The 22,857-nt window shown below is 66.0% G+C and carries 21 protein-coding genes; 6 read left to right on the top strand and 15 right to left on the bottom strand.

Annotated elements, in window-relative coordinates:
• Window positions 1-114: 114 nt before the first annotated feature.
• Window positions 115-2,154: a M3 family metallopeptidase gene (locus tag ACFC0O_RS39050; RefSeq protein WP_375967152.1), complete on the top strand. Its 2,040-nt coding sequence runs from the start codon at window positions 115-117 to the stop codon at window positions 2,152-2,154.
• Here ACFC0O_RS39050 and ACFC0O_RS39055 read toward each other — a convergent pair whose 3' ends face one another.
• The 3 genes from ACFC0O_RS39055 to ACFC0O_RS39065 all read right to left on the bottom strand — a co-directional run bounded on the left by ACFC0O_RS39055 (window position 2,155) and on the right by ACFC0O_RS39065 (window position 4,398).
• The gene (locus ACFC0O_RS39055; RefSeq protein ID WP_375967153.1) at window positions 2,155-2,982 is read right to left on the bottom strand and encodes an NAD(P)H-binding protein; all 828 of its coding nucleotides are present in this window, start codon (window positions 2,980-2,982) and stop codon (window positions 2,155-2,157) included.
• Between the two features lie 105 nt (window positions 2,983-3,087).
• Window positions 3,088-3,927, bottom strand: coding sequence for an alpha/beta fold hydrolase (locus ACFC0O_RS39060; protein WP_375967154.1), 840 nt, complete (start codon window positions 3,925-3,927; stop codon window positions 3,088-3,090).
• A 69-nt stretch (window positions 3,928-3,996) separates the two neighbouring features.
• Window positions 3,997-4,398, bottom strand: a complete 402-nt coding sequence (locus ACFC0O_RS39065) for a heme-binding protein (protein ID WP_375967155.1) — start codon at window positions 4,396-4,398, stop codon at window positions 3,997-3,999.
• A 117-nt stretch (window positions 4,399-4,515) separates the two neighbouring features.
• Between ACFC0O_RS39065 and ACFC0O_RS39070 the strand changes: the two genes are divergently transcribed.
• Window positions 4,516-5,409, top strand: a complete 894-nt coding sequence (locus ACFC0O_RS39070) for a helix-turn-helix domain-containing protein (RefSeq protein WP_375967156.1) — start codon at window positions 4,516-4,518, stop codon at window positions 5,407-5,409.
• A gap of 60 nt (window positions 5,410-5,469) precedes the next feature.
• Entirely contained in the window at window positions 5,470-6,288 is an 819-nt protein-coding gene (locus tag ACFC0O_RS39075) for an alpha/beta fold hydrolase (RefSeq protein ID WP_375967157.1), read from the top strand.
• On the opposite strand, the gene ACFC0O_RS39080 is transcribed toward ACFC0O_RS39075, so the two are convergent.
• From ACFC0O_RS39080 to ACFC0O_RS39100, 5 genes are all read right to left on the bottom strand, one after another.
• Complete coding sequence (locus ACFC0O_RS39080) at window positions 6,289-6,618, bottom strand: hypothetical protein (RefSeq protein ID WP_364634570.1); 330 nt, start codon at window positions 6,616-6,618, stop codon at window positions 6,289-6,291. It abuts the gene before it with no gap.
• A 100-nt stretch (window positions 6,619-6,718) separates the two neighbouring features.
• Window positions 6,719-7,567 (bottom strand): SMP-30/gluconolactonase/LRE family protein, encoded by an 849-nt coding sequence (locus tag ACFC0O_RS39085; RefSeq protein ID WP_375967159.1) that lies wholly within the window; start codon window positions 7,565-7,567, stop codon window positions 6,719-6,721.
• Between the two features lie 85 nt (window positions 7,568-7,652).
• Window positions 7,653-8,411 (bottom strand): DUF3658 domain-containing protein, encoded by a 759-nt coding sequence (locus ACFC0O_RS39090; RefSeq protein WP_375967160.1) that lies wholly within the window; start codon window positions 8,409-8,411, stop codon window positions 7,653-7,655.
• A 64-nt stretch (window positions 8,412-8,475) separates the two neighbouring features.
• Complete coding sequence (locus ACFC0O_RS39095; RefSeq protein WP_375967162.1) at window positions 8,476-9,288, bottom strand: MBL fold metallo-hydrolase; 813 nt, start codon at window positions 9,286-9,288, stop codon at window positions 8,476-8,478.
• Window positions 9,285-9,848 carry an ester cyclase gene (locus ACFC0O_RS39100; RefSeq protein ID WP_375967163.1) on the bottom strand — a complete coding sequence of 188 codons (564 nt, stop codon included), beginning with the start codon at window positions 9,846-9,848 and terminating at the stop codon, window positions 9,285-9,287. The genes ACFC0O_RS39095 and ACFC0O_RS39100 overlap by 4 nt, the downstream gene beginning before the upstream one ends.
• A 79-nt stretch (window positions 9,849-9,927) precedes the next feature.
• Between ACFC0O_RS39100 and ACFC0O_RS39105 the strand changes: the two genes are divergently transcribed.
• The 3 genes from ACFC0O_RS39105 (at window position 9,928) to ACFC0O_RS39115 (ending at window position 12,993) form a co-directional block, all read left to right on the top strand.
• Window positions 9,928-10,599 (top strand): TetR/AcrR family transcriptional regulator, encoded by a 672-nt coding sequence (locus tag ACFC0O_RS39105; RefSeq protein ID WP_375967165.1) that lies wholly within the window; start codon window positions 9,928-9,930, stop codon window positions 10,597-10,599.
• Window positions 10,600-10,678: 79 nt separating this feature from the next.
• Window positions 10,679-12,016 (top strand): S8 family serine peptidase, encoded by a 1,338-nt coding sequence (locus tag ACFC0O_RS39110; protein ID WP_375967167.1) that lies wholly within the window; start codon window positions 10,679-10,681, stop codon window positions 12,014-12,016.
• Entirely contained in the window at window positions 12,016-12,993 is a 978-nt protein-coding gene (locus ACFC0O_RS39115) for an alpha/beta hydrolase fold domain-containing protein (RefSeq protein WP_375967169.1), read from the top strand. Before ACFC0O_RS39110 ends, ACFC0O_RS39115 begins: the two co-directional genes overlap by 1 nt.
• Here ACFC0O_RS39115 and ACFC0O_RS39120 read toward each other — a convergent pair.
• The 7 genes from ACFC0O_RS39120 to nuoH form a co-directional block, all read right to left on the bottom strand.
• Window positions 12,972-14,693 (bottom strand): WD40 repeat domain-containing protein, encoded by a 1,722-nt coding sequence (locus ACFC0O_RS39120; protein WP_375967170.1) that lies wholly within the window; start codon window positions 14,691-14,693, stop codon window positions 12,972-12,974. The two genes, ACFC0O_RS39115 and ACFC0O_RS39120, sit on opposite strands and share 22 nt — an antisense overlap.
• An 85-nt stretch (window positions 14,694-14,778) precedes the next feature.
• Window positions 14,779-16,392, bottom strand: a complete 1,614-nt coding sequence (nuoN, locus tag ACFC0O_RS39125) for an NADH-quinone oxidoreductase subunit NuoN (RefSeq protein WP_375967171.1) — start codon at window positions 16,390-16,392, stop codon at window positions 14,779-14,781.
• On the bottom strand, window positions 16,389-18,005 hold the full coding sequence (locus ACFC0O_RS39130) for an NADH-quinone oxidoreductase subunit M (protein ID WP_364634537.1): 1,617 nt from the start codon (window positions 18,003-18,005) through the stop codon (window positions 16,389-16,391). Before ACFC0O_RS39130 ends, nuoN begins: the two co-directional genes overlap by 4 nt.
• Window positions 18,002-19,873: an NADH-quinone oxidoreductase subunit L gene (gene nuoL, locus ACFC0O_RS39135; RefSeq protein ID WP_375967752.1), complete on the bottom strand. Its 1,872-nt coding sequence runs from the start codon at window positions 19,871-19,873 to the stop codon at window positions 18,002-18,004. Before nuoL ends, ACFC0O_RS39130 begins: the two co-directional genes overlap by 4 nt.
• 19 nt (window positions 19,874-19,892) lie before the next feature.
• On the bottom strand, window positions 19,893-20,192 hold the full coding sequence (gene nuoK, locus ACFC0O_RS39140; RefSeq protein WP_067563639.1) for an NADH-quinone oxidoreductase subunit NuoK: 300 nt from the start codon (window positions 20,190-20,192) through the stop codon (window positions 19,893-19,895).
• Window positions 20,189-21,031 (bottom strand): NADH-quinone oxidoreductase subunit J, encoded by an 843-nt coding sequence (locus ACFC0O_RS39145; RefSeq protein ID WP_375967172.1) that lies wholly within the window; start codon window positions 21,029-21,031, stop codon window positions 20,189-20,191. Before ACFC0O_RS39145 ends, nuoK begins: the two co-directional genes overlap by 4 nt.
• On the bottom strand, window positions 21,031-22,851 hold the full coding sequence (gene nuoH / locus ACFC0O_RS39150; protein WP_364636037.1) for an NADH-quinone oxidoreductase subunit NuoH: 1,821 nt from the start codon (window positions 22,849-22,851) through the stop codon (window positions 21,031-21,033). The genes ACFC0O_RS39145 and nuoH overlap by 1 nt, the downstream gene beginning before the upstream one ends.
• Window positions 22,852-22,857 lie beyond the last annotated feature (6 nt).

Genomic DNA, 22,857 nt, shown 5'->3' on the forward strand with positions numbered 1-22,857 from the left:
CGCGCACCCCCCCGGCGGGCGCCCTCCCCCGCCCCCCCCCCCCCGCCCGCCCCCCCCCACGCCGCACCCGTGTCCGGTGTACCCCGCTCGCGGTTCCGGCATAGGGTTTGCGGGGTGAGCAATCCGTTCTTCGAACCCAGCACCCTGCCGTATCAGCTGCCGCCGTTCGCGGAGATCCGCGAGGAGCATTATCTGCCCGCTTTCGAAGCGGGCATCGCGCAGAAGCTGGCCGAGATCGACGCCATCGCGGCCACGGCGACCGCGCCGACCTTCGCCGATACCGTGGTGGCGCTGGAGCTTTCGGGTGCGATCCTGACCCGGGTCGCGAATGTGTTCTTCAATATCTCCTCCTCGGATTCCACGCCGGGCAGTGAGGCCATCGAATCGGAGATGTCGCCGAAACTGGCCGCGCTCAGCGATGCCATGCTGCTGAATCAGGACCTGTTCGCCCGCATTCGCACGCTGTTCGACCAGCGTGACACGCTCGGGTTGAGCGCCGAGGAATCGCGACTGCTGGAGCGCTACTACAACCGATTCGTGCGGGCCGGTGCGGCGCTGAGCGCTTCCGAGCGGGATCAATTGCGCGCCTGGAATATGGAATTGGCCTCCGCCACCACCGAGTTCAAGCACAACATCATGGCCGCCACCAAGGCCGCGACCCTATTCCTGGACAGCGAAGGCGAATTGGCCGGGCTAGCGCCCGCCGCGGTCACCGCCGCCGCCGAGAACGCGCGCTCGCTCGACCACGATGGCTGGGCGCTGAGTTTGCAGAATGTGTCCAATCAGCCGGTGCTCGCCGAACTGGCCGATCGCGAAGTCCGCCGGCGCATGATGATGGCCTCGCTGGGTCGCGGCTTCGGCGATAATCCGAATGCCGAACTCGCGGGCCGTATCGCCCGCCTGCGTGCCGCGCGCGCCGCACTGCTCGGCTATCCGGATCACGCCTCGTATATCGTCGCCGATCAGACCGCCACCACCACCGACGCCGTCGAGGAAATGCTGAGCCAGCTCATCGGCCCCGCCGTCACCAATGCCGAACGCGAGGCGGCGGAATTGACGACCGCCATGCGCGCGGGCGAGGCGTCCGGCGATGCCGAATTGCGTTCCTGGGATTGGCAATTCTGGTCGGAGAAGGTGCGGGCCGAACGCTTCTCGGTCGACGCGGACGCCCTGCGCCCCTACCTCGAATTGGAGCGGGTACTGCGCGACGGCGTCTTCTACGCCGCCGAACAGGTGTACGGCCTGACGTTCTCGGAGCGCACCGATCTGGTCGGCTATCACCCCGAGGTGCGGGTTTTCGAGGTCTTCGACGCCGACGGCAGCGGCCTGGGCCTGTTCCTCGGTGATTTCTTCGCCCGCCCGTCCAAGCGCGGCGGCGCGTGGATGAATGAACTCGTCGGCCAGTCCGAGCTGATGGGCACCCGGGCCGTGGTGGTGAACAACCTCAATATCGTGAAGCCGCCCAAATCCGAACCGGCACTGCTGACCTGGGATAACGTCCGCACGCTCTTCCACGAGTTCGGCCACGCCCTGCACGGCCTGTTCTCCGATGTGCGGTACCCGTTCTTCGCCGGAACCGCCGTGCCACGGGATTTCGTGGAATTCCCGTCCCAGGTCAATGAGATGTGGGCGAGCCGCCCGGAAATCCTGGCCAACTACGCCCGGCATGTGGAGACCGGCGAGCCGATTCCCGCCGAACTACTCGAAAAGCGCGCGGCGGCAGAACGATTCGGCGAAGGCTTCCGCACCGTCGAATACCTCGGCGCGACCCTGCTGGATTGGGCCTGGCATCGCATTACCGCCGACCAGTCCGCCGATATCGACGCCGAGCTGTTCGAAGAGGCGGCGCTGCACAAGGCCGGGCTCGCACTCTCGGCGATTCCGCCGCGCTATCGCACCGGCTACTTCGCGCATATCTTCGCGGGCGGTTACGGCGCGGGCTACTACTCCTACATCTGGAGTGAGGTGCTCGACGCCGACACCGTGCAATGGTTCGAAGACGGTGCGGCGCCGATCCGCGAGAAGGGTGAGCGATTCCGCCGCGGCCTGCTCGCCAAGGGCGGATCGGTCGATCCGCTCGCGGCGTACGAAACATTCCGGGGGCGCGCTCCCGAAATCCAGCCGCTGCTGGCCCGGCGCGGTCTGACGGGCTAGTCAGCGAAAAGCATCGGCGTGCACCGTTGCCCACTGGGCGAAGGTGCGCGGTGCACGTCCGGTGATCTCCTCGACGGTGTTCCGCACAATGGATTCGTCGATCGCGCCGTCGACATAGAAATCGAAGAAGGCGTTCACGTAGTCGACCGGGGTGGTGCGCAGCATTTCCGTGCGCGCCTCCTCATCGGACAGTCCGACACAGTGCAGGTCCCGATCCAGGATCTGCGCGAGGATGGCCACCTGATCCGCGGGCCGCAACGCTTCCGGACCGGTAGGCCACAGGATTTCGCCGCGATAGCCGTCCTCGCGCAGCGCGTGCGAGGCCACCGCCGCCAGATCGTAGGAATCGAGCGAAGCGGTGCGGACCTCAGGGAACGGGGCACGCACCACATCACCCGCCGCGAGCTGCGGCAGCCAGCGCAATGCGTTCGAATCGAAGGCGCACGGCCGCAGAATCGTCCAGGCCGCACCGGATTCGGTGACCTCGCGCTCGGAGGCCATCATGTAGCGCGTCACCGCATTGCCGGTATCGCCGGTCGCCGCCGACACCCCGGACAGTTGCACGATATGTTCGACGCCCGCCTTCGCGGCCACCTGGGCGACGCCCGGATATCCCGGCAGCAGGAATAGCGCACGCGCGCCCTCGAATGCCGCCGCGAGACTGTCCGGAGCCGTCAGATCGGCCGCGCGGCTTTCGATTCCGGCCGGCAGCTCCGCCCGTTCCGGATCGCGCACCAGCGCCCGGACCGGCTCCCCGCCATCGGCGAGCGCCGCCACCAGATCCGCGCCGACATTGCCGGTCGCGCCCGTCACCACGATCATGCTCATCCCCTCAACGGTGGCTCCCCAACCGGTCGCCCAGATCAAGAAATACACGAAAGCAACACGGGTGGAACAGATTCGAAGTGAATACTTACGATAAGCGACGCCCGATCAAGCGCTTCGCACCGCCGGAACCGAGAAGATCTCCAGCAGCAAATCGGCGAAGGCCTCCGGCTCATCGGTGAAGCCGCTGTGACCGCCCGGGAATTCGGTGACCTCCATTCCGAGTTGGTCCGCCAGCACGGCCGCCGGGCGCGCGGGCAGGTGCAGGCCGGTGTCGCGGCCCGATGCCAGCACCAGGCGGTCGGTCACCGTCACCAGCGCGTCCATATGCGGGATATGTGAAGTGAACTGCCGCAGTTCGTGTTCCAGCATGATCGGGCCATTGGCGACGAGCCGCGCCATCATGGCCTGTGCTCGCGGCGGCAATTCCGAGGAGTCCGGCAACGGCTTCATCGTGCCGCCGATGCCCGCCAGGAATCGGGCACCGGCCGCACCCGGCCCTTCGGCGCGGAACAGCGCGTACACCTCATCGATGAAGGCGCGCTGTACCGCCGCATCGGGAAGGATTGCGAAACAGGGCGGTTCGTGCGCGACCAGCCGATGCACCCGCTCCGGATAGCCCGCGAGCAGATCCAGGCCGACGATCGCGCCGCTGCTGCCGCCGAAGACATAGGCGGGTTCATCGGTCAGGTGGGTGATCAGCCGGTGCACATCATCGCTCTGCACTTCGACGCGCTGATCCAGCGGTTCCCCCGCATCGATGGTGCTGCGCGAATACCCGCGCGGATCCAGGCAGGCGACCGTGAAGTGGGAGGCCAGTCGATCCGCGATCGGGTCCACCACCGCGGCGTCACCGCCGCCGCCCGGAATCAGCAGCAGCAATGGACCATCGCCGCGCACCTCGTAATAGATGGTCGCACCGGCCACGCGCAGGGTATCGGACCTCATATCGCCTTCTTCCTATGATTCGTAGGTTGAAACCTAATATACATAGGAACAAGGTTCGGGCAAACCCGGTTACAACGCCGCGAGACAGGCCTGCGCCACCTCCACGTCCTGATCCGCCGTACCGCCCGAAACACCGACCGCACCGATCACCCGCCCCCGCGCATCGGTGATGGGCAGGCCGCCACCGAAGGACACGAGCCCGTCATTGCTCAACTCGATGCCGTAGATCGGCCCGTCCGGGCGGGACAGCGTGCCCAGCAGGGCGCTCGGAATATGAAAGAGGATGGAGGTCTTGGCTTTCCGCTGCGCGAGATCGATGGAGCCGAGCATGGCGTCGTCCATCCGAACGAAGTGCAGCAGATGTCCGGCGGCATCCACGACCGCGATATTCATCGGAGTGTCGATGGCGGCGGCGGCCTTCAGTCCGGCGGCGGTGATGCGGGCCGCGGAGTAGAGCGAAATATTCGTCATGCCAATGAGATTCGCCGGACTCGGCACCTCCGACCAGGGTGCTGTCGTGGCTGGACTCGCCGTTCCGGGGGATGGCACCCCCAGGAACACCCGCTCCCGCAATGCGAGACTGACCCGGTGAGCGAGTTGGGCGAATTCCTCAAGGCCAAGCGGGCGGCGATATCCCCGGCGGATGTCGGCCTGCCGGCCATCGGAAATCCGCGCCGGGTCAAGGGATTACGCCGCGAAGAGGTGGCGCTGCTGGCCTCGGTCAGCGTCGACCACTACACGCGGCTGGAACAGGGGCGCGTCGCGGCTGCCTCGGAGAATCTACTGACGGGCATCGCGACCGCACTGCGGTTGAGCGCGGCCGAGCACGAATATCTGCGCATGCTGGTGCAGGCGCGGCCCGTGCGTGGCGGCCACGCCGCGCCGGAGGTGAGCCCGCCGCTGCGCGATCTGCTGGATACCCTCACCGCACCGGCGTTCGTCCTGGGTCCGCGCACCGACATCCTGGCCTGGAATGCCGCTGCCGCAGCGCTTTTCCTCGATTTCGGTGAGATTCCCGCCCACCAGCGCGCCCTGGTGCGGCTGGTATTCCTGGAACCGCGCATGCGGGCGGTGTTCCGCGATTGGGAGGCGGTGGCCGCCGAGGCCGTGGACCGGCTCCGGATGGCAGCGGCCCGCACCCCGGGCGATCCCCGGCTACTGAGCTTGGTCGGCGAATTATCGGTGTGCGACGCCGACTTCCGGCGCTGGTGGGCGGGGCACAGCGTACGGGCGGTGGCGGGCGGACGCAAACGCCTGCGCCATCCCGTGGTCGGCGATCTGGAATTGGATTGGCAAGTGCTACAGGTGCTTTCCGCCAGCGAACAGTCCCTGGTCACCTATACCGCGCCGATCGGCTCAGCGAGTCACGAGGCGCTGCGCATCCTGTCCTCGTGGGCGGCGCGACCGCCGGAAACGCGCACTAACGCCGCCGCGGCACCGCACACAGCCGAGGAAATCGACTCGGTCGATCCGAGCCGATGAATAACGTCCCGGCGTACCGTCTGCATTGGTATCCGCGCAGTTAGCTCGCTGGGAGAAACCATGACCTCACCCGCCCCCGTCACATCCGGATTCCTGACCGTCCCCGATGGTCGTCTCTACTACGAAACCCGAGGCAGCGGACCGCTTGTCGCCCTCGTCGGCGCGCCTATGGATTCGGTCCCGTTCGCCCCGCTGGCGGAACTGCTGGCGACCGATTACACGGTGCTGACGCCGGATCCGCGCGGGCACGGTCAGAGCACCCTCACCGATACCGAACAGGACTCCACCCCCGAATTGCGGGCCGATGATCTGGCTCGCCTGATCACCAACCTCGATGCGGGACCTGCCATCGTCATCGGGTCCAGCGGCGGTGCGATCACCGGTCTGGCGCTGGTCCTCGATCACCCCGAAGTGGTGAGCACGTTGATCGCGCATGAGCCGCCGCTGCGTGAGCTGCTCGACGATCGCGTCGAGCACCGCGCCGAGGCGGATGACATCATCGCCACCTATGCCCGCGGCGAGATTCTTCCCGCGGTCCGCAAGTTCTTCGCCAGCACCGGGCTGACGCTGCCGGAACCGGTTTTCCAGGAGGTCTTCGGCGGTGAGCGCAGCACCGAAGACCTTGCCTCCGAACGGTTTTTCTACCTGCACGAGTTTCAGGGCACCGCGGGCTGGCGGCCGGATCTGGACGGATTGCGCGCCACTCCCGTGCGGATCATCGTCGGGATCGGCGAAACGTCCGCAGGTCTGTTCTGTGATCGCACCTCGCGCCAGCTCACCGCCGCGCTCGATATCGAGCCCGAACTCTTTCCCGGCGGGCACGGCGGATTCATGGAGGATCCCGAAGCCTTCGCCAAACGCGTACGCGAGCTGCTGTAGTCAGGATTTGGGAGTGGGCGGGACCCTCCAGCGGGCGTAGGTGTTCTCCGGGGTGACGGTGATGAGGTCGGCGACCTCGACCAGGGGGTCGGGGATCTCGCCGTCGAAATGATCCAGGCTCGGGGTGATCACCGCATCGGCTTCGGCCTCGGTGATGGCCGTGCGCACCTCATCGATGAGTTCGCCCGTCTCCGGCCCCAGGACGAGTGTCTGACACAGGTCGTATCCCAAACGTTTTGCCAGCTGGTGCATTTGAGCCTTATCCCAGCGCTGGTGCGTGCCCGACACATCGTGGCGGAGAAATCCGATCGCCGCCGGTTGTTGCCGCATCTGCCCATCCCTTCGTGTCCGGGCCCGGTGAAACTCCACGTTATGGCACGGTCGTGCTTCGCATATTCGAAGTTGCCGAAGTGCCGGATAATTGCCGAGGTCAGGGATGCCCTGCACCCGGTGCCGGGGCTTGCACGGCGAGGATTCGGCCCGTCCTGTTTGCGAGTGTCATCCCTTCTGCCCCTTTCCATTCCGCCGCAACGATATACAGGGTTTCGGCTCCGAGCATGCAGGCGAACGGCGCACGGTCGAGTTCGACCCGGGCGAGGACCCGTCCGCCTTCCTCGATGCGCAGGCAGCGCTCCATCGCAGCCGCCCATACCGCGCCCTCGGCGTCGAGGCAGATACCGTCCGGATAGCCGTCCACCTCGGCCCATACGCGCCGGTTCACCAGGTCTCCGTCGGCGGCGATATCGAAGGCGGTCAGCCGTTTGGCATGCGATTCCGCGACGATCAGTGTCGAGCCGTCCGGGGTGATCACCATGCCATTGGGGAAACGCAGGTCATCGGCGATCTGCCGCACCGCGCCGTCCGGCGAAACCACTGCCAGCACACCGGGTTTGGGGTCCTCACCGCTCATCATGTCGAAGCCGATCGAGTTGATGTACGCGTTTCCGTGCGCGTCCACCACGATCTCGTTCCACGGATAGGGCGATACGTCGGCGAGTTCGGCGTGGATGACCAGCGTGCCGTCGGCCTCGCGACGTAACAGCTTGCGCCCCTGGTCATTCGACAGAATCAGCAACCGGCCGTCCGGCAGCCAATCGAAACAGAACGGTAAGCCCGACATCTTCAATTCGACGGTCGGCACTCCCGCCGCATCGACCGACATCACCTCACCGGCGAGCCAATCCGAGAGCCACAGCCGTCCCTCGTGCCACCGCGGCGATTCACCCACCGCCAATCCTTCCAACAGCACACTCGGCACCAACACCGGACTTTCAGCCATGCTCCACCTCCGAATAGAGTGATCCGCTACTTCAGACGTCGCAGCACGGCGAAAATCATCGCGTCCGATACCGGCTCGCCGTGGGCTACTGATCAGGGTTGGCGCGTTTGATCTTGGTTTGGCGCGGGAGCCAGGGGTTGCCGTCGGCGAGCAGGGCTCCGGAATCGACGAGCGATTTGACCCGCCAGAAGAGCGGGGAGTCGCCGACGTTCATATCCGCCATCACCGGGCCCACGGCTCGGGCGATGACGGTCCACTCCGATCCGGCGGCTTCGAGAATCGCGGCGTCATAGTGGTCGGCCGGGGCCGAGGACAGTCCGGCACGGGTGATGACGCGAAACGGCTGGTTCTGTTGTTCGAGGGTGTGCCAGTCGCGAATCGCCGCATCGTGTTCGGCTCGGGTGAGCGGCCGGATCTCGGAGAGCGATTTCGCCAGCGATTCCGGCGATTGCGCACCGACCGCGCCGGGAATCTCGACCACATCGAACGCCGTGTCGGGGCGGGTGGCGCAGATCTTGTGGAACATCGACTGTTCGGCGACGTTGTCGCGGCCGTACCAGATGACAGGTGACCGGGCGCTGTCCACCTGTTCCCAGAAGGCCGCAAGTTCCCCTGGCAGTTCGCCCAGCGGGGCGAAATGGCTGCCGGTTTGCGCGAGCACCATTTCGGTAAGCCAACCCCACCATTCGACGCGGACCGCGGGGTCATCGGGTTGCAGCGGTCCGCAGTCCAGACTGTCCGGGAATTCGATGACGGTGTCCTGGCGACGACCGGCATCGGCGTCGAGCGCGATGCGCAGGGATTCGGCAGCGGCGGAGCCGCCCACCACATGCAATCTATCCATCCTGCAAGTGTGCCTAGTGGTAGCTGATTCGCGCCTCAGGGTTTCCACCCAACATTGTCGCTAATCAGGGCATATCGATGACCGGCTCGGACCGTTCCCGTGCCCGGGTCAGCAGTTGCGGATCGTGGGCGTTGACGAGCGTGAGGGTGGGGTCGGCGGCGGTCCAAAGTTCTTTCAGGAGTTGATGGTTGGCGCGCACGCGAGACCAGTCGGCAGCGACCAGGCGTTCCATCGCGGTGAGGCTGAGCGGGGCCGTATCCGTACCGTCGAGTTGGGCGTGATGGTAGAAGGCGTCACCCGCGTGCAGAATCCACCGCGAACCGGCGTCGACGGCCACCGCGGCATGACCGCGCGTGTGCCCGGGGAGGTTGATCAGCACTACGCCCGGTGCGATGGCGGTGAGTTCCCGGGCGCTCTCGAAGCCGTGCCAGGCTTCGCCGGTCGGCTCGTAGGCGATGAGATCGGGGGTGTGTGAGCGCTGGGCGGGGCGGTAGCGCTGTCGTTCGACCAGGCTGCGCGGATGGCGGGCGGCGAGCGCTTCCGCATCGGTGAGATGCACTCGTGCCCAAGGGAAATCGGCGAGTCCGCCGACATGGTCGGCGTCGAAGTGGGTGAGCACGATATCCCGGACGTCCCGGGGATCGAACCCGAGTCCCCGGATCTGGGTGATTGCCGCCTCAGCCGGATCGAAGAGCGGCCGGACGTAGTGACGGGCGAGGCCGAAGCGCGCGCCGGGGGAGTCGGCGTCGTGCAGTCCGAGTCCCGAATCGACCAGTGCGAGAGCGTTTCCGGTCTCGATGAGCAGTACGTGACAGACCAGCCCGCCGGGTGCGGCTCGCGGGCGCATGGTGCCGCAGTTCAGGTGATGGACTCTCATCGGACCGCGAGATCCGCCGCCGGGGTGTCGACGAGCGCGGGGTTGGGATCGCCTGTCATGGCGAGTAATCCACGCAGGGCGCGAATGACCAGGGGCCAGGTGCGTGGGTCGCGCAGATTCAGTCCGCCGATGAGCTGTTTGAGCATGGTCAGGGTGTCGAAGTAGATGCGCTCGGCGATCAGCTTCTCGTCCGCGTCGAAGACGAAGTAGGCCGTCATGCGGGTGCGGTGCCGGGAACCGGTCGGCGGGATCGCGCCGAGCGGGCCCGAATGTGTTCCCAGTAGCCAGAATTCGACGATGACCGCATCGGCGCTGTGCCGCAGGGCGATGATCTCGTGATCCTGATCGGGGAAGGCGACACGAGTGTCGTGGTAGTAGCCGCGCACCGCGGTATCGCCGTCGTGGACGGTGAGCGTGGGAATGATCTCGTAGCGCGGATGCGGGAAGGTGGCGAGTACATCGTCCCAGTCCTGGCGCACCTCATCGTGGAAGTGGTCGAGGACGAGCTTTTCGCGCGCACGCAGCACTTCGGCGGACGGCATGGCGAACCGGTCGGTCATGAGGATCTCCTGTAAACCCACGACGTGGGAATAGTCGCCAGATTAAACCCACGCCGTGGAAATATGCAATGGTGGAACCATGACCGATCCGGCTATCCCACCTCGGCGCGGCCGCCCGCCGAAGCATGAGACGCAGCTCTCGCGCGCGGCGATCCAGTCGGCGGCGCTCACGGTGATCGATACCGAAGGCATCGCGGCGCTGGGTATGCGATCCGTCGGCCGGGTGCTCGGCGTGGACGCCAAGAGCCTGTACCACCATGTGGACGGTAAGGACGACCTGCTCGACGCCGTCGCCGAATACATTCTCGGCCAGCTGCGGATACCGCCGCAGACCGATTCGATCGAGGCCGATCTGCGTGCCCTCGCGCACGAATTCCGCCGTGTGACGCACGCGCATCCGGAGGCGGCGACGCTGGTGCTGACCCGTCAACTCTCCTCGACGGCCGGGCTCGCACCGACCAACGCGATTCTGGCCCTGCTGCGCCGAAGCGGAAGAGATCCGGGCGAATCGGTCCATCTATTGCGAACGCTGCTGGCCACTCTCATCGGAACCTTGCTTCGTGAGGTCTCCGCCGGGCCGACCTTCGGCACAGCCGATATCGAGGGCATCGCCGAACGCCGCCGCACCCTGGAGGAGTCCGGACTGCCGCAACTGGCCGCGGCCGCTTCCGAATTGGCTCGCTTCGACCGCGATCGCGAATTCGAGTACACCCTCGATCTCATGGTGCGGATGGTCACGCGGCCGGAATGAGACCGGCGTATTGCGCTGGTGCGCGCTGATTTTGATCACGATTCGCGCGAGATGCGACGAATGGCGGCAGGATGGCGGGATGCGTCTTCTGATTCAGCTTCGCCCGTCGGCCGAACTGGTTGCGGCGGTGGCAGATCCCGGGATCACGGTTCGCTCGTCCGAGGTGCTGGGCGAATCCGGCGGGTTCACGCTCGATGATTCGTATACGCCGGTGCTGCTGCCCGGGGTGGGGCCGATCGCCTCCGCATCCGGTGGGGCGACCTACTCGGCGGCGCTCGAGGACGCGACGGTGCTGGTGCGCGGGGAGATTCCCGATGACGAGATCACGCCCGGCATTCGGCTGTTGAATCGATCGGCCACGGTCACCGGGGTGTTCGCGGATCCGGTGATCGAGAACAACCTCACTTGCGGCGGAACTCCGGCCGTCGGAACCTGGCACGATATCGAATCACGTTTGCACACAACTCAACTCGGGACCGCGGGGCTTACCGGGGCGGGTGTGGCGCTGGCGATTCTCGATACCGGCATCAATGCCGCGTTCGTCGGCAAGGTGCGGGGCACACCGCCTGCCATCGATGCCAAGCGCAGTTGGAATCCCGCCGGTGTCACCGGTGCGCCGGGCGAGTTCCCGGTCGCGCACGGATCCATGTGCGCGTTCGACGCACTCATCGCCGCACCGCAGGCGACGTTCCTGGACTATCCCGTATTGCAGAGCGCCCGGCACGGCGGCAGCGTGATGGACGGCTTGCTCTCCGATGCGGTCGCCGCCTTCGCGCAGCTGCGGACCGTGCTGAGCGATCAGCCCGAAGCCACTCGCGCCCTGGTCGTCAGCAACAGCTGGGGGTCGTTCTCACCGCAGTGGGACTTCCCGGTCGGCAACCCCGGGAACTACTCCGACAATCCCTCGCACCCGTTCAACGTGATCGTGGGATCGCTCGAATCCGCCGGAGCCGATATCCTTTTCGCCGCCGGGAACTGCGGTCGCGACTGCCCCGACGGCCGCTGCGCGTACAAGGATCAACCCATCGGCGGCGCGAACTCGCACCTCAGCGCGCTGAGCATCGGCGGCGTCGACAACACCGGCACCCGCGTCGGCTACTCCTCCCAGGGCCCCGGCCGTCTCAGCGCCCGCAAACCCGATATCTGCTCGTACACGCACTTTCTCGGCTCAACGGCCTTCGGGGCCACCGAACCCGATACCGGCACCTCCGCCGCCTGCCCGGTCGCCGCGGGCGTAGTGGCCGCCATCCGCACCCAATGGTCCGCGACCGCCCTCCCACCTGCTCGTCTGCGAGACCTGTTGCGCAACACCGCAACCGATCGCGGCGCGCCAGGCTTCGACAACGACTACGGCTACGGTGTAGTCGACACGGCCGCTCTGCTCGCGGCACTGCAACGCACAGCCGCCTCCGTCTGATGACGGTGTTCGAGCGCGTCTGCGCCGCAGGAGAATTCGTGGTCTCCGCCGTCTCTCGCCGAATGCCCGGCGCATCGGCGGGCCCGGAAGGGATTTCGTTCGCGAAGGGCGGCCTGGCCCGCTACAACCTCGTGTACGCGACCGTCGAACCGAATCGCGATCTCGCACTGGACCTGTACACCCCCGATGCGGCGCGGTGGCCGGGGCCGCGCCCGACGGTCGTCTACATCCACGGCGGAGCCTTCGCCGCATTCGACAAGACCGGGTTGCTGCCCATCGCAGGCTTTCGCAACTCGCTGAGCATCTTCGCCGATCTGGTCGATCGAGGCTATGCGGTAGCGAGCCTGGACTACCGCCTATCCGGCGAGGCCCAATTCCCCCTACCGCTGCACGACGTGAAAGCCGGAGTCCGCTGGTTGCGTTCCACCGCAAAGGAATTCAACCTCGACCCCGACCGCTTCGCCTCCTGGGGCGAATCCGCCGGCGGCTGGTTCTCCGCCATGCTGGCCACCACCGGCGACGTAGCGGAACTCGAAGGCGAGGTAGGTGTCACCGGCCTCTCCAGCCGAGTCCAAGCCGCCGTCGACTGGTACGGCCCCACCGATTTCGCCCGCATGGACGACCACCTCATCCCACCGGTCCTGCTCCGCCACGACACCGAGAACTCACCCGAATCACACTTCCTGGGCCGCCTCCCTTCCCAATCTCCAGACCTCAACCGCGCCGCCAGCCCCCTGACCCACATCACCCCGAACACCGCCCCAATGCTCATCCAGCACGGCGCAATAGACCACATAGTCGCCCCCGACCAAAGCATCCTCCTCGACCGCGCCCTAACAGCAGCCCAGGTCCCACACAACCTGATCATCTACCCCCGCGCCGACCACCTCTTCCTCGGCTACGGCTTCCTATACCCCTCCCGAATAACAACCCCATTCTTCGACTTCCTCGACACTCACCTGTCGCCTGACCGTTGAGACTCGAAACGTGCGGTGTCCCATAGACATACCAGTCCGCTACCCTCGTCCGCGGTGGCGAGAAGCTTGCCGTCCGGGCTGAAGGCGATCGAGTTGGCAGTCGCGTCCAACTCACCGACCAAGGTCCCTGTCACCGGGTTCCACAGTCGCACTCCGCCATTGACCCAGCCATTGCGGCGGGCAGTCGCCAGGAGATGACCGGCGGGGTGGAAGGCGATCGCATGGGCACCTTCGTCGCCGATGCGGCGGATCTGCTCACTGCTGAGGCCCGACAACCACACACCGCTCTTACTAGCAGCGGCCAACAGATCACCGTCGGGGCTGATGGCGAGGTGCTCGACGAACCGCTGATTCTCGATCCGCAGATCGCGAATGCGCTCGCCCGTGGCCGAATCCCACAGCCGCACAGTCGGATTCTCCATGGGTTCCTTATCCCGGCGCTCGGTGCAGGTAGCCAGCACCCCCGGTCCCACCGCGATGGCGGTGACTCGCTTGGCGAAGCGGTCCGCGGGCTTATCCGGATCCAGGACCAGTACGGGGTCACCGGTGCCGATGCTCCACGTCGTCTCGCCCGCGAGCAGCGTGCCATCCGCGAGAAAGGCTACGCCACTGCCGTACTCGGATTCCGTACCGATTTCGCGCAGGCGATCTCCGGTGGCCGTGTCCCACAGGCCCGCTCTACCCCAGCCGTTCGCGGCGAGCATGGTGCCGTCCTCGCTGAAGGCGAGAGCAGAGACGAGGTACTCCGTATCCAGGGTGTGCAGGTGCTCGCCGCACGTGGCACTCCACAGGACGATCGCGTGGTTATTGCCGTCGCAGGTGGCCAGCATGGTGCCGTCCGGACTGAAAGCGACCGCCTGGAATCCTCCGGCGCAGTGCTCGAATGCTCGCAGTTCCAGCACCGGTCGCTCGCGGCGCAACTCCACTCGCAATCGCTCCTCGGCGACGTGGTCACCCGCGGCGATCAGCGCCCGAAGCTCGGCGACCGCTTCGTCGTATCGTCCCTGTATGAGCAGCAATCCGGCCAGTGCCCGGCGACCGATCGGATGACTCGTTCCACCCAGCAGATCTATGGCTTCATCGCGCAGATGGAGTCGGCGGACCCGCCACCGGTTCGCGGTCCATACCATGCGAATATCGATACCGTCGTGCTGCGGCAAACCCGGATCGAGATCGGTCAGCAGATCGACAGCCTCCGCGAAGCGCGCGTAGTCCCACAGTCTCTCTACCGCGTACACGAGTTGCGCTGCGGCGGACGAGTCTCCGGTCGCCGCGAGTTCCCGGAGCAGATCGAAGCGGCACTGGCTTGCCGCCCACGTCGCGGCCTTCCCATACCGGTGCGGTTCGGGCACACGCTCGAGCTGCGCGATGGCCTCCTCGACGTGCCCCTGCCCGGCAAGCAGCCGCGCCAGCCGCCTCCGAGCACCGACGCCGCCGGACTCGGCCACCACCCGCATCACCTCGATCGCCTCATCGAACCGCTTCTCCCGTGCCAGCCAATTCGCCAGTGCGCGAGCCGAATAGAGGTCTCCTCCCGCCATCCGCTCCCGAACGTCACCGATCCGCCCAGCACGGACCAGCGCAACAGCCAATTGCCTGCACCCCTGCGGATCCCCGTTATCGGCCCACTTCCGCAATTCCGCCAGCTGATCCGTCCTCGCCAGCCGGATCGCTGCCTGTCGTTTCAGAAACGAATCCACATCAGAGTCCTAGCACGCTGTATGCGGGTTCCGGAAACGAAAAAGTCCCGCCGCGAGAGTCGCGGCGGGACTGGGGGTTTCGGAGTCAGTGAGCGAAGGTGGCCGCGTGATCGGCGAGGTCCAGCAGGGGCTGGGGGAAGATGCCGAGGACGAGCGTTGCGGCTGCGGTCATGGCTATGACCGTTGTTGTGAGGGTGGGGGATACGACGGTTGGGGCGGTTGTGGGGGCGTCGGTGAAGAACATGAGGACGATTACTCGGATGTAGAAGAAGGCGGCGATGGCGCTGCTGAGGACGCCGACGATGACCAGGGGGGTCATGCCGCCCGCGGAGGCTGCGGCGAAGACGCTGAATTTGGCGATGAAGCCGCTTGTCAGCGGGATGCCGGCGAAGGAGAGGAGGAAGAGGGAGAAGATGGTGGCGAGCCAGGGGGAGCGGCGGCCCATGCCCGCCCAGGCGGGCAATGCGGTTGCCTCGTCGCCGTTTTCGTCGCGGACCAGGCTGACCACGGCGAAGGCGCCGAGGGTGCCGAGACCGTAGACGGCGAGATAGAACAGGACCGAGGAGACGCCGGAGGAGTTGGCCGCCACCAGGGCCGTGAGGATGAAGCCCGCGTGCGCCACCGAGGAGTAGGCGAGCATGCGCTTCATATCGGTCTGGGTGATGGCCAGGACCGCGCCGACGACCATGGTCGCGATGGCGACGGCCGCCAGGATCGGACGCCAGTCGTTGCGGAGGCCGGGGACCGCCACGTACAGCACGCGCAGCAGCGCACCGACAGCCGCGATTTTGGTTGCGGCGGCCATGAATCCGGTGATGGGGGTCGGTGCGCCCTGGTAGACATCCGGCACCCAGGACTGGAAGGGCACCGCGCCGATCTTGAAGAGCAGGCCGACGGCGAGCATGGCCACACCGAGAATGGCCAGGGTGTGCGAATTGCTGGTGTCGCGGGCCACCGCGTCGGCGATGCCGCCCATGCGCACGGTTCCGGCGTAGCCGTAGAGCAGTGCCATGCCGTAAAGGAAGAACGCAGAGGAGAACGCGCCGAGCAGGAAGTACTTCAGCGCCGCTTCCTGCGAGAGCAGCCGACGACGGCGAGCGAGCCCGCACAGCAGGTACAGCGGCAGCGAAAGCACTTCCAGCGCAATGAACATGGTGAGCAGATCATTGGAGGCCGGGAAGAGCATGAGCCCGGCGACCGCGAACAGCGTGAGCGGGAAGACCTCGGTGGTCGCCACGCCCGCCTTGGTCGCCGCGATCTCATCGGAGCTGCCCGGCATGGCGGCGGCCTGCGGTGCGAAGGCGTCCACCCCGCGCGAGGCGGCCAGACTCCAGGTGCCCGGTCCCTCCTTGTGTATCGGCATCCGATCCGCACGCCGCTCGGCGATCAGCAGCAGCCCGAGAATGGATACCACCAGAATCGTGCCCTGCAAGAACAGCGTCACGCCGTCGATGGCGACCGCGCCGACCACCGCGGTCGAATTGGTGCCGCGCAGCCCGATCACCGCGCCGAGCGCGACACCCATGCCGCCGAGCCCGAGCACCATATGCAGCACATACCGGGATGCCCTGGGCGCGAACGCCTCCACCAGCACCCCGACCACGGCCACACCGAACACGATCAACATCGGAGACAGATTGCGATACTCGATACTCGGTGCGGGCACGGCCGCGGCGAGGATCAGGGGTGTAGCACTCACTTGTGAGCACCTCCGCTAGACGTCTGGGCGGCTTCGGGTTTCACTGCCGGAGCCGGATCATGCTGTCCGATCGTGGTGAGCGTGCGCGCCACCGCCGGATCGATGCGATCGAGCACGGGCTTGGGGTACGCGCCCAGGAACAGCAGCGCGATGATCAGCGGCGCGACCACGAGCATCTCGCGCGGCAGCAGATCGTAAAGCCGCTCATTGCCCTTCTTCACCGGGCCGGTCATCATCCGCTGGTACATCCACAGGATGTACAGCGCGGCGAGAACCAGTGCGGTGGAGGCGAATATGGCCGCCACCGGGTACCGGGTGAACGTCCCGATCAACACCATGAACTCACTGATGAACGGCGCGAGCCCGGGCAGCGACAGCGTCGCCAGACCGGAGATGAAGAAGGTGCCCGCCAGAATCGGCGCGACCTTCTGCACCCCGCCGTATTCGGCGATGAGCCGGGTTCCCCTGCGCGACACCAGGAATCCCGCGATCAGGAACAGCGCCGCGGTGGAGATGCCGTGATTGACCATGTACAGCGTCGCCCCGGTCCCGCCCTGCGTGGTGAGCGCGAAGATGCCGAGAATGATGAATCCGAAGTGCGAGATCGAGGTGTACGCGATCAACCGCATGACATCGGTCTGCCCGATGGCCAGCAGCGCACCGTAGATGATGCCGATCACCGCGAGCACGCTGATCACCGGCGCGTAAGTCGCTGTGGCCGAAGGGAACAGCAGCAGGCAGTAGCGCAGCATGCCGAAGGTCCCGACCTTGTCGACCACCGCCATCATGAGCACCGCGCTGGCCGGGGTGGCGGCGACGGCCGCGTCCGGCAGCCAGGTGTGCAGCGGCCACAGCGGCGCTTTCACCGCGAACGCGAACATGAAGCCGAGGAACAGCGCGTTCAGCACCACCGGTCCGGCGCCGAGTTGCCCGGAATTGGCGGCCTCCATGACGGTCCGGAAGTCGAAGGTGCCATTTCCATTGCTGCCCAGCTTCTCTCGCGCGGTCAGCACATAGAGTCCGATGACCGCCGCCAGCATGATCAACCCGCCGAACAGGTTGTACAGCAGGAACTTCACCGCGGCCCGGGATCGCTGCGCCCGCACCGCCGGATCGCCGGTGCGCGGCCCGAATCCGCCGATGAGGAAGTACATCGGGATAAGCATGACCTCGAAGAACACGTAGAACAGCAGAATGTCCAGCGACACAAAGGAAATCAGCACCATTGCTTCCACGACGAGCATGAGCGCGACGTAGTAGTTCACGACGCGTGGCCCATTGCCTACTTCGCGTTCGTCCTGCCAGCCCGCGAGCATGAGCAGCGGCATGAGCCCGGCGGTGAGCAGCACCAGCACCAGTGCGATGCCGTCCATGCCGAGCGTGTAGCCCGCCCCGAACGCCGGAATCCATTCCCGCGATTCCACGAATTGGTATTGCGCCCCACCGGCTTCGAACTGGGTGGCGAGCCAGATCGCCACCCCGAGCGTGCCGACGGACACCGCGAGCGCGAACGATCGCGCTCCGGTGCGCCAGGCGGCGGGGAAGAACAGCACCAGCGCGGCTCCGACGAGCGGAACCGCCCAGAGCGTCGTCAGCCAGGGAAAGTCACTCAAAACAACCTCACCGCCAGCAGGGCGGCGGCCACCAGTGCCGCGCCGGTGAACATGGACAGGGCGTACGAGCGCACGAAACCGGTTTGCACGCGCCGAACTCGCGCGGACAGGCCGCCGATGACGGCGGCGGTGGTGTTGACCAGACCGTCGATCCCGCGATTGTCGACGAAGACCAGCGAACGGGTCAGATGCTGACCCGGGCGCATGAACGCGGCCTCGTTGAACGCGTCACCGTAGAGATCCTGTCGCGCGGCCGCGGTGAGCGGCGTTCCGGCAGGAGCGGTTTCGGGAACGGGATGCGCGGAGTACTGGTCGTAGGCCACCCATACGCCCGCCGCGACCACGGCCAGCGCGAAGAAGGTGATGGCCCACACCGGAATGATCGGTTCGCCGTGATGCGTGCCGACCACGGGAGCCAGCCAGTTCTGGAGCGAGGAACCGTAGGCGAGCAGCGCACCCGAGGCGACGGAACCGAAGGCCAGCAGAATCATCGGCCCGGTCATGGAAGCGGGCGACTCGTGGGGATGAGTGCCTTCCTTCCAACGCTTCTCACCGAAGAAGGTGAGCAGCATGACCCTGGTCATGTAGAACGCGGTGATACCCGCACCGGCGAGCGCCGCCAGCCCGGTGATGATGCCGCCGAATCCGCCATGCGCGAACGCCGCTTCGATGATCCGGTCCTTGGAGAAGAACCCCGCGAACGGCGGCACGCCGAGAATCGCGAGATACCCGAGCCCGAAGGTGACATAGGTGATCGGCAGCAGCTTGCGCAGTCCGCCGTACCGCCGCATATCGGTCTCATCGTTCATGGCATGCATGACCGATCCCGCGCCGAGGAACAGTCCGGCCTTGAAGAATCCGTGCGTGAGCAGATGCATGATGGCCGCCGCGTATCCGACCGGGCCGAGGCCCGCGGCGAGAATCATGTAGCCGATCTGGCTCATGGTGGACGCCGCGAGGGCCTTCTTGATGTCGTCCTTGGCACAGCCGATGATCGCGCCGTAGAGCAAAGTGACTGCGCCGACGGCCATTACGGCGGCCTGCGCGCCCGGGGCGAGATCGAAGATCGGATTGGATCGCGCGATCAGGTACACACCCGCGGTGACCATGGTGGCCGCGTGGATGAGCGCCGAGACAGGTGTCGGCCCCTCCATCGCGTCCCCGAGCCAGGCTTGCAGCGGCACCTGAGCGGATTTACCGCAGGCACCCAACAGCAGCAAAAGCCCGATGGCCGTGAGGGTTCCGTCGCTGGCCTGCGAGGCTGCCCCGAACACGGTTCGGAAGTCGATGCTCCCGAACGTCGCGAACATGATCATCAGCGCGATCGCCAGGCCCATATCACCGACGCGGTTCACCACGAACGCCTTCTTGGCAGCCGTTGCGGCAGAAGGCTTGTGGTACCAGAACCCGATCAGCAGATACGAGGCCAGACCCACGCCTTCCCAGCCGAGATACAGCACCAGGAAGTTGTCCGCGAGAACGAGCACCAGCATCGCGGCAAGGAACAGATTCAGGTAGGCGAAGAACCGCCGCCGTCCCTCATCGTGCGCCATGTACCCGATCGAATAGATGTGGATGAGCGATCCGACACCGGTGATCAGCAGTGCGAAGCACATCGACAGCTGATCCAATTGCAGTGCGGCATCGACCTTCAGCCCGGTGACCGGCACCCAGCTGAACAGGTTGTAATGCACCGCTCGGGTGGCATCGGAGCGACCGAGCATTTCCGAGAACGCCCATACCGCGACGCCGAAAGAGCCCAGCGCCAAGGCGGTTCCGACGATATGCCCCCACTTATCGCTGAATCGTCCCATCAGCAGCAGGAATACAGCGCCCGCGAGGGGCAGCGCGGGCAGCAGCCACAGCATCATCTGCGCAGTGTCCATGTCAGTACCGCAGCAGATTCGCATCGTCGACCGAGGTCGAGCGGCGGGCACGGAAGATGGTCATGATGATGGCCAGGCCGACCACGACCTCGGCGGCGGCGACCACCATGGTGAAGAAGGCGAACACCTGCCCGTCCAGATTGGCGTGCAGCCGGGCGAAGGTGACGAAGGCCAGATTGACCGCATTGAGCATGAGCTCGATGCACATGAACACCACGATGGCGTTGCGCCGCACCAGGACTCCGGCGGCGCCGATGGTGAAGAGCAGGGCGGAGAGATACAGATAGTTGTCCGGGTTCACCGCAAGCCTTCCTCGGGAGAATCGTTGCCGCCGTTGCCGCTCGTCGAGTGGTCACTGCCGTTGCCGACGGTCCGCACCACGGCTTCCTCATGGGCACGATTGCGGCGATGCCGCAGAATGCTGCTGACCGACAGCTCCTCGAAGGAGCCGTCCGGCAGTCGAGCAGGGGCGTCGACGGCATTGTGGCGGGCGTACACGCCGGGCGTCGGCAGCGGCGTGACCCGCCTACCGTCCCGGAAGCGTTCTTTGGACAGCGTGCGCTGATCGGTGCGCGGCCCGAACTTCTCCCGGTGCGCGAGCACCATCGCGCCGATGGTGGCGGTGATGAGCAGCGAACCGGTCAGCTCGAACGCCCATACGTAGCGCACGAACAGCAGTTCGGCGAGCGCCCCGATGGCATCGTTACCGCCGAGCCCCGGTCCGGTCTCGGCCACGCTGGTCTCGTTCATGCCGCGGGCGACCGCCGCGATGACCAGCATGCCGAAGCCGATGCCGACGATCAGCACGGCGATGCGCTGCCCGCGCAGGGTCTCCCGCAGCGATTCCGAGGAATCGACGCCGACCAGCATGAGCACGAACAGGAACAGCATCATGACCGCGCCGGTGTAGACGACGATCTGCACGATGCCCAGGAACAACGCGTTCTCGGCGATGTAGAACGCCGACAGCGTGATCATGGTGGCGGCCAGGCAGAGCGCGGAGTGCACGGCCTTGCGGGCGCACACCATGCCGAGCGCGCCCACCACCGCGATCACCGAGAGAATCCAGAACTGCACGGCCTCACCGGTGGAGGTGTGCGTGACCAGCTGCGGGGCAGGCTGGGCCAGGAGCGAGAGCACTACTTCTTCCCTCCTTCGACGCCAGCGAGTTCGCTTGGCGCACCGGGGACTTCACCGCGGTAGTAGGAACCCTCGTCCGCACCCGGGTACATGGCGTGCGGTGCGGGGGCCATACCCGGCTCCATCGGCGCGAGCAGATTCTTCTTCTCGAGAATGAGGTCGGCGCGATTGTCATCGGCCAGCTCGTACTCGTTGGTCATGGTCAGCGCCCGCGTCGGGCACGCCTCGATGCACAGGCCGCAGCCGATGCAGCGCAGGTAGTTGATCTGGTAGACGCGGCCGTAACGCTCACCGGGTGAGTAGCGCTCTTCCTCGGTGTTGTCCGCGCCTTCGACGAAGATCGCGTCCGCCGGGCAGGCCCACGCGCACAGCTCGCAGCCGATGCACTTCTCGAGTCCGTCCGGATGCCGATTGAGCTGGTGCCGGCCGTGATAGCGCGGCTGGGTCGGAGTCTTGACCTCCGGGTACAGCTCGGTGTTCGGCTTCTTGAACATGGTCGCGGCGGTGACGTAGAAGCCTCCGAGGGGCTCCAGCAGACCGGGCTTCTGCACCGGCGCGCTCGCCTCGGCGGGCATCGGCGGCACCGGGAAGTCCGAATACGCCGTTGTCGCATCGGCATCCGGTGCGGCCTTGTTCCGATCGTCGCCCGCGTGCCCGGCTTTCAGCACCAGCCCGAGCAGCAAAGCCGCGATCACGATGCCGCCGATGATCATGCCCGGCGTCTGGACGTGAATGCCCTCGTTCTGCAGCGCCCGCAGCGTGGCGACATACATGACCCACGCCAGCGATACCGGAATCAGCAGCTTCCAGCCCAGATTCATGAACTGGTCGTAGCGCAGGCGCGGCAGCGTGCCGCGCAGCCAGATGAAGACGAACAGGAAGCCCCACACCTTGGCGGTGAACCACAGCATGGGCCACCAGCCGGTGTTCGCGCCCGCCCACAGGCTGATCGGGAACGGCGCGTGCCAGCCGCCGAAGAACAGCGTGGTGGCCAGCGCGGAAACCGTTGCCATGTTGATGTACTCGGCCATCATGAACATGGCGAACTTGAGCGAGGAGTACTCGGTGTGGAAACCGCCGACCAGCTCACCCTCGGCCTCGGGGAGGTCGAAGGGCGCGCGGTTGGTCTCACCGACCATGGACACCGCGTAGATCAGGAACGACGGCAACAGCAGGAAGACGTACCAGGTGCCGAACTGCGCGCGCACGATATCCGAGGTGGCCATCGAGCCCGAGAGCAGGAACACCGCCGCGAAGCACAGCGCCATGGCGATCTCGTAGGAGATCACCTGCGCGGTGGAGCGCAGCCCGCCCAGCAGCGGATAGGTGGACCCGGAAGCCCAGCCCGCCAACACGATTCCGTACACGCCCACCGAGGCCATGGCCAGGATGTAGAGCACACCCACCGGCATATCGGTCAGCTGCAATGGCGTGCGATGCCCGAACATGGACACTTCGGGGCCGAACGGGATCACCGCGAACGCCATCACGGCCGGGATCAGCGAAATGATCGGCGCGAGAATGAAGATCGGCTTATCCACGATGGCCGGGATGATGTCCTCTTTGAGGAGCATCTTCACGCCGTCGGCGATCGATTGCAGTGATCCGCGCGGGCCGACCCGGTTGGGGCCGACGCGCATCTGCATGAACGCCACGATCTTTCGTTCGGCGTACACCGCGAGCATCGGGATCAGCAGCAGGAAGACGAAGATGCCGATCGATTTGATCAGCACCAGCCACCACGGATCATGGCCGAAAACGCTCAGGGTGTTGGCGGCCGGTGCGGGACCCGCGGCATAGGGTCCCGCGGCCGCCCACATCGATAC

The organism is Nocardia sp. NPDC056100 (assembly GCF_042266325.1).
GTDB lineage: Bacteria > Actinomycetota > Actinomycetes > Mycobacteriales > Mycobacteriaceae > Nocardia.

Coding starts and splice junctions, on each gene's coding strand:
- ACFC0O_RS39055 (WP_375967153.1), bottom strand. CDS start 2,982: ATGAGCATGATCGTGGTGACGGGCGCGACCGGCAATGTCGGCGCGGAT.
- ACFC0O_RS39090 (WP_375967160.1), bottom strand. CDS start 8,411: ATGGATAGATTGCATGTGGTGGGCGGCTCCGCCGCTGCCGAATCCCTG.
- ACFC0O_RS39100 (WP_375967163.1), bottom strand. CDS start 9,848: ATGACCGACCGGTTCGCCATGCCGTCCGCCGAAGTGCTGCGTGCGCGC.
- ACFC0O_RS39060 (WP_375967154.1), bottom strand. CDS start 3,927: ATGAGGTCCGATACCCTGCGCGTGGCCGGTGCGACCATCTATTACGAG.
- ACFC0O_RS39085 (WP_375967159.1), bottom strand. CDS start 7,567: ATGGCTGAAAGTCCGGTGTTGGTGCCGAGTGTGCTGTTGGAAGGATTG.
- nuoL (WP_375967752.1), bottom strand. CDS start 19,873: ATGCTGTGGCTGCTGCCCGCGCTGCCCCTCGCGGGCGCTGTATTCCTG.
- nuoH (WP_364636037.1), bottom strand. CDS start 22,851: ATGTGGGCGGCCGCGGGACCCTATGCCGCGGGTCCCGCACCGGCCGCC.
- ACFC0O_RS39110 (WP_375967167.1), top strand. CDS start 10,679: ATGCGTCTTCTGATTCAGCTTCGCCCGTCGGCCGAACTGGTTGCGGCG.
- ACFC0O_RS39115 (WP_375967169.1), top strand. CDS start 12,016: ATGACGGTGTTCGAGCGCGTCTGCGCCGCAGGAGAATTCGTGGTCTCC.
- ACFC0O_RS39075 (WP_375967157.1), top strand. CDS start 5,470: ATGACCTCACCCGCCCCCGTCACATCCGGATTCCTGACCGTCCCCGAT.
- ACFC0O_RS39080 (WP_364634570.1), bottom strand. CDS start 6,618: ATGCGGCAACAACCGGCGGCGATCGGATTTCTCCGCCACGATGTGTCG.
- ACFC0O_RS39105 (WP_375967165.1), top strand. CDS start 9,928: ATGACCGATCCGGCTATCCCACCTCGGCGCGGCCGCCCGCCGAAGCAT.
- ACFC0O_RS39065 (WP_375967155.1), bottom strand. CDS start 4,398: ATGACGAATATTTCGCTCTACTCCGCGGCCCGCATCACCGCCGCCGGA.
- ACFC0O_RS39095 (WP_375967162.1), bottom strand. CDS start 9,288: ATGAGAGTCCATCACCTGAACTGCGGCACCATGCGCCCGCGAGCCGCA.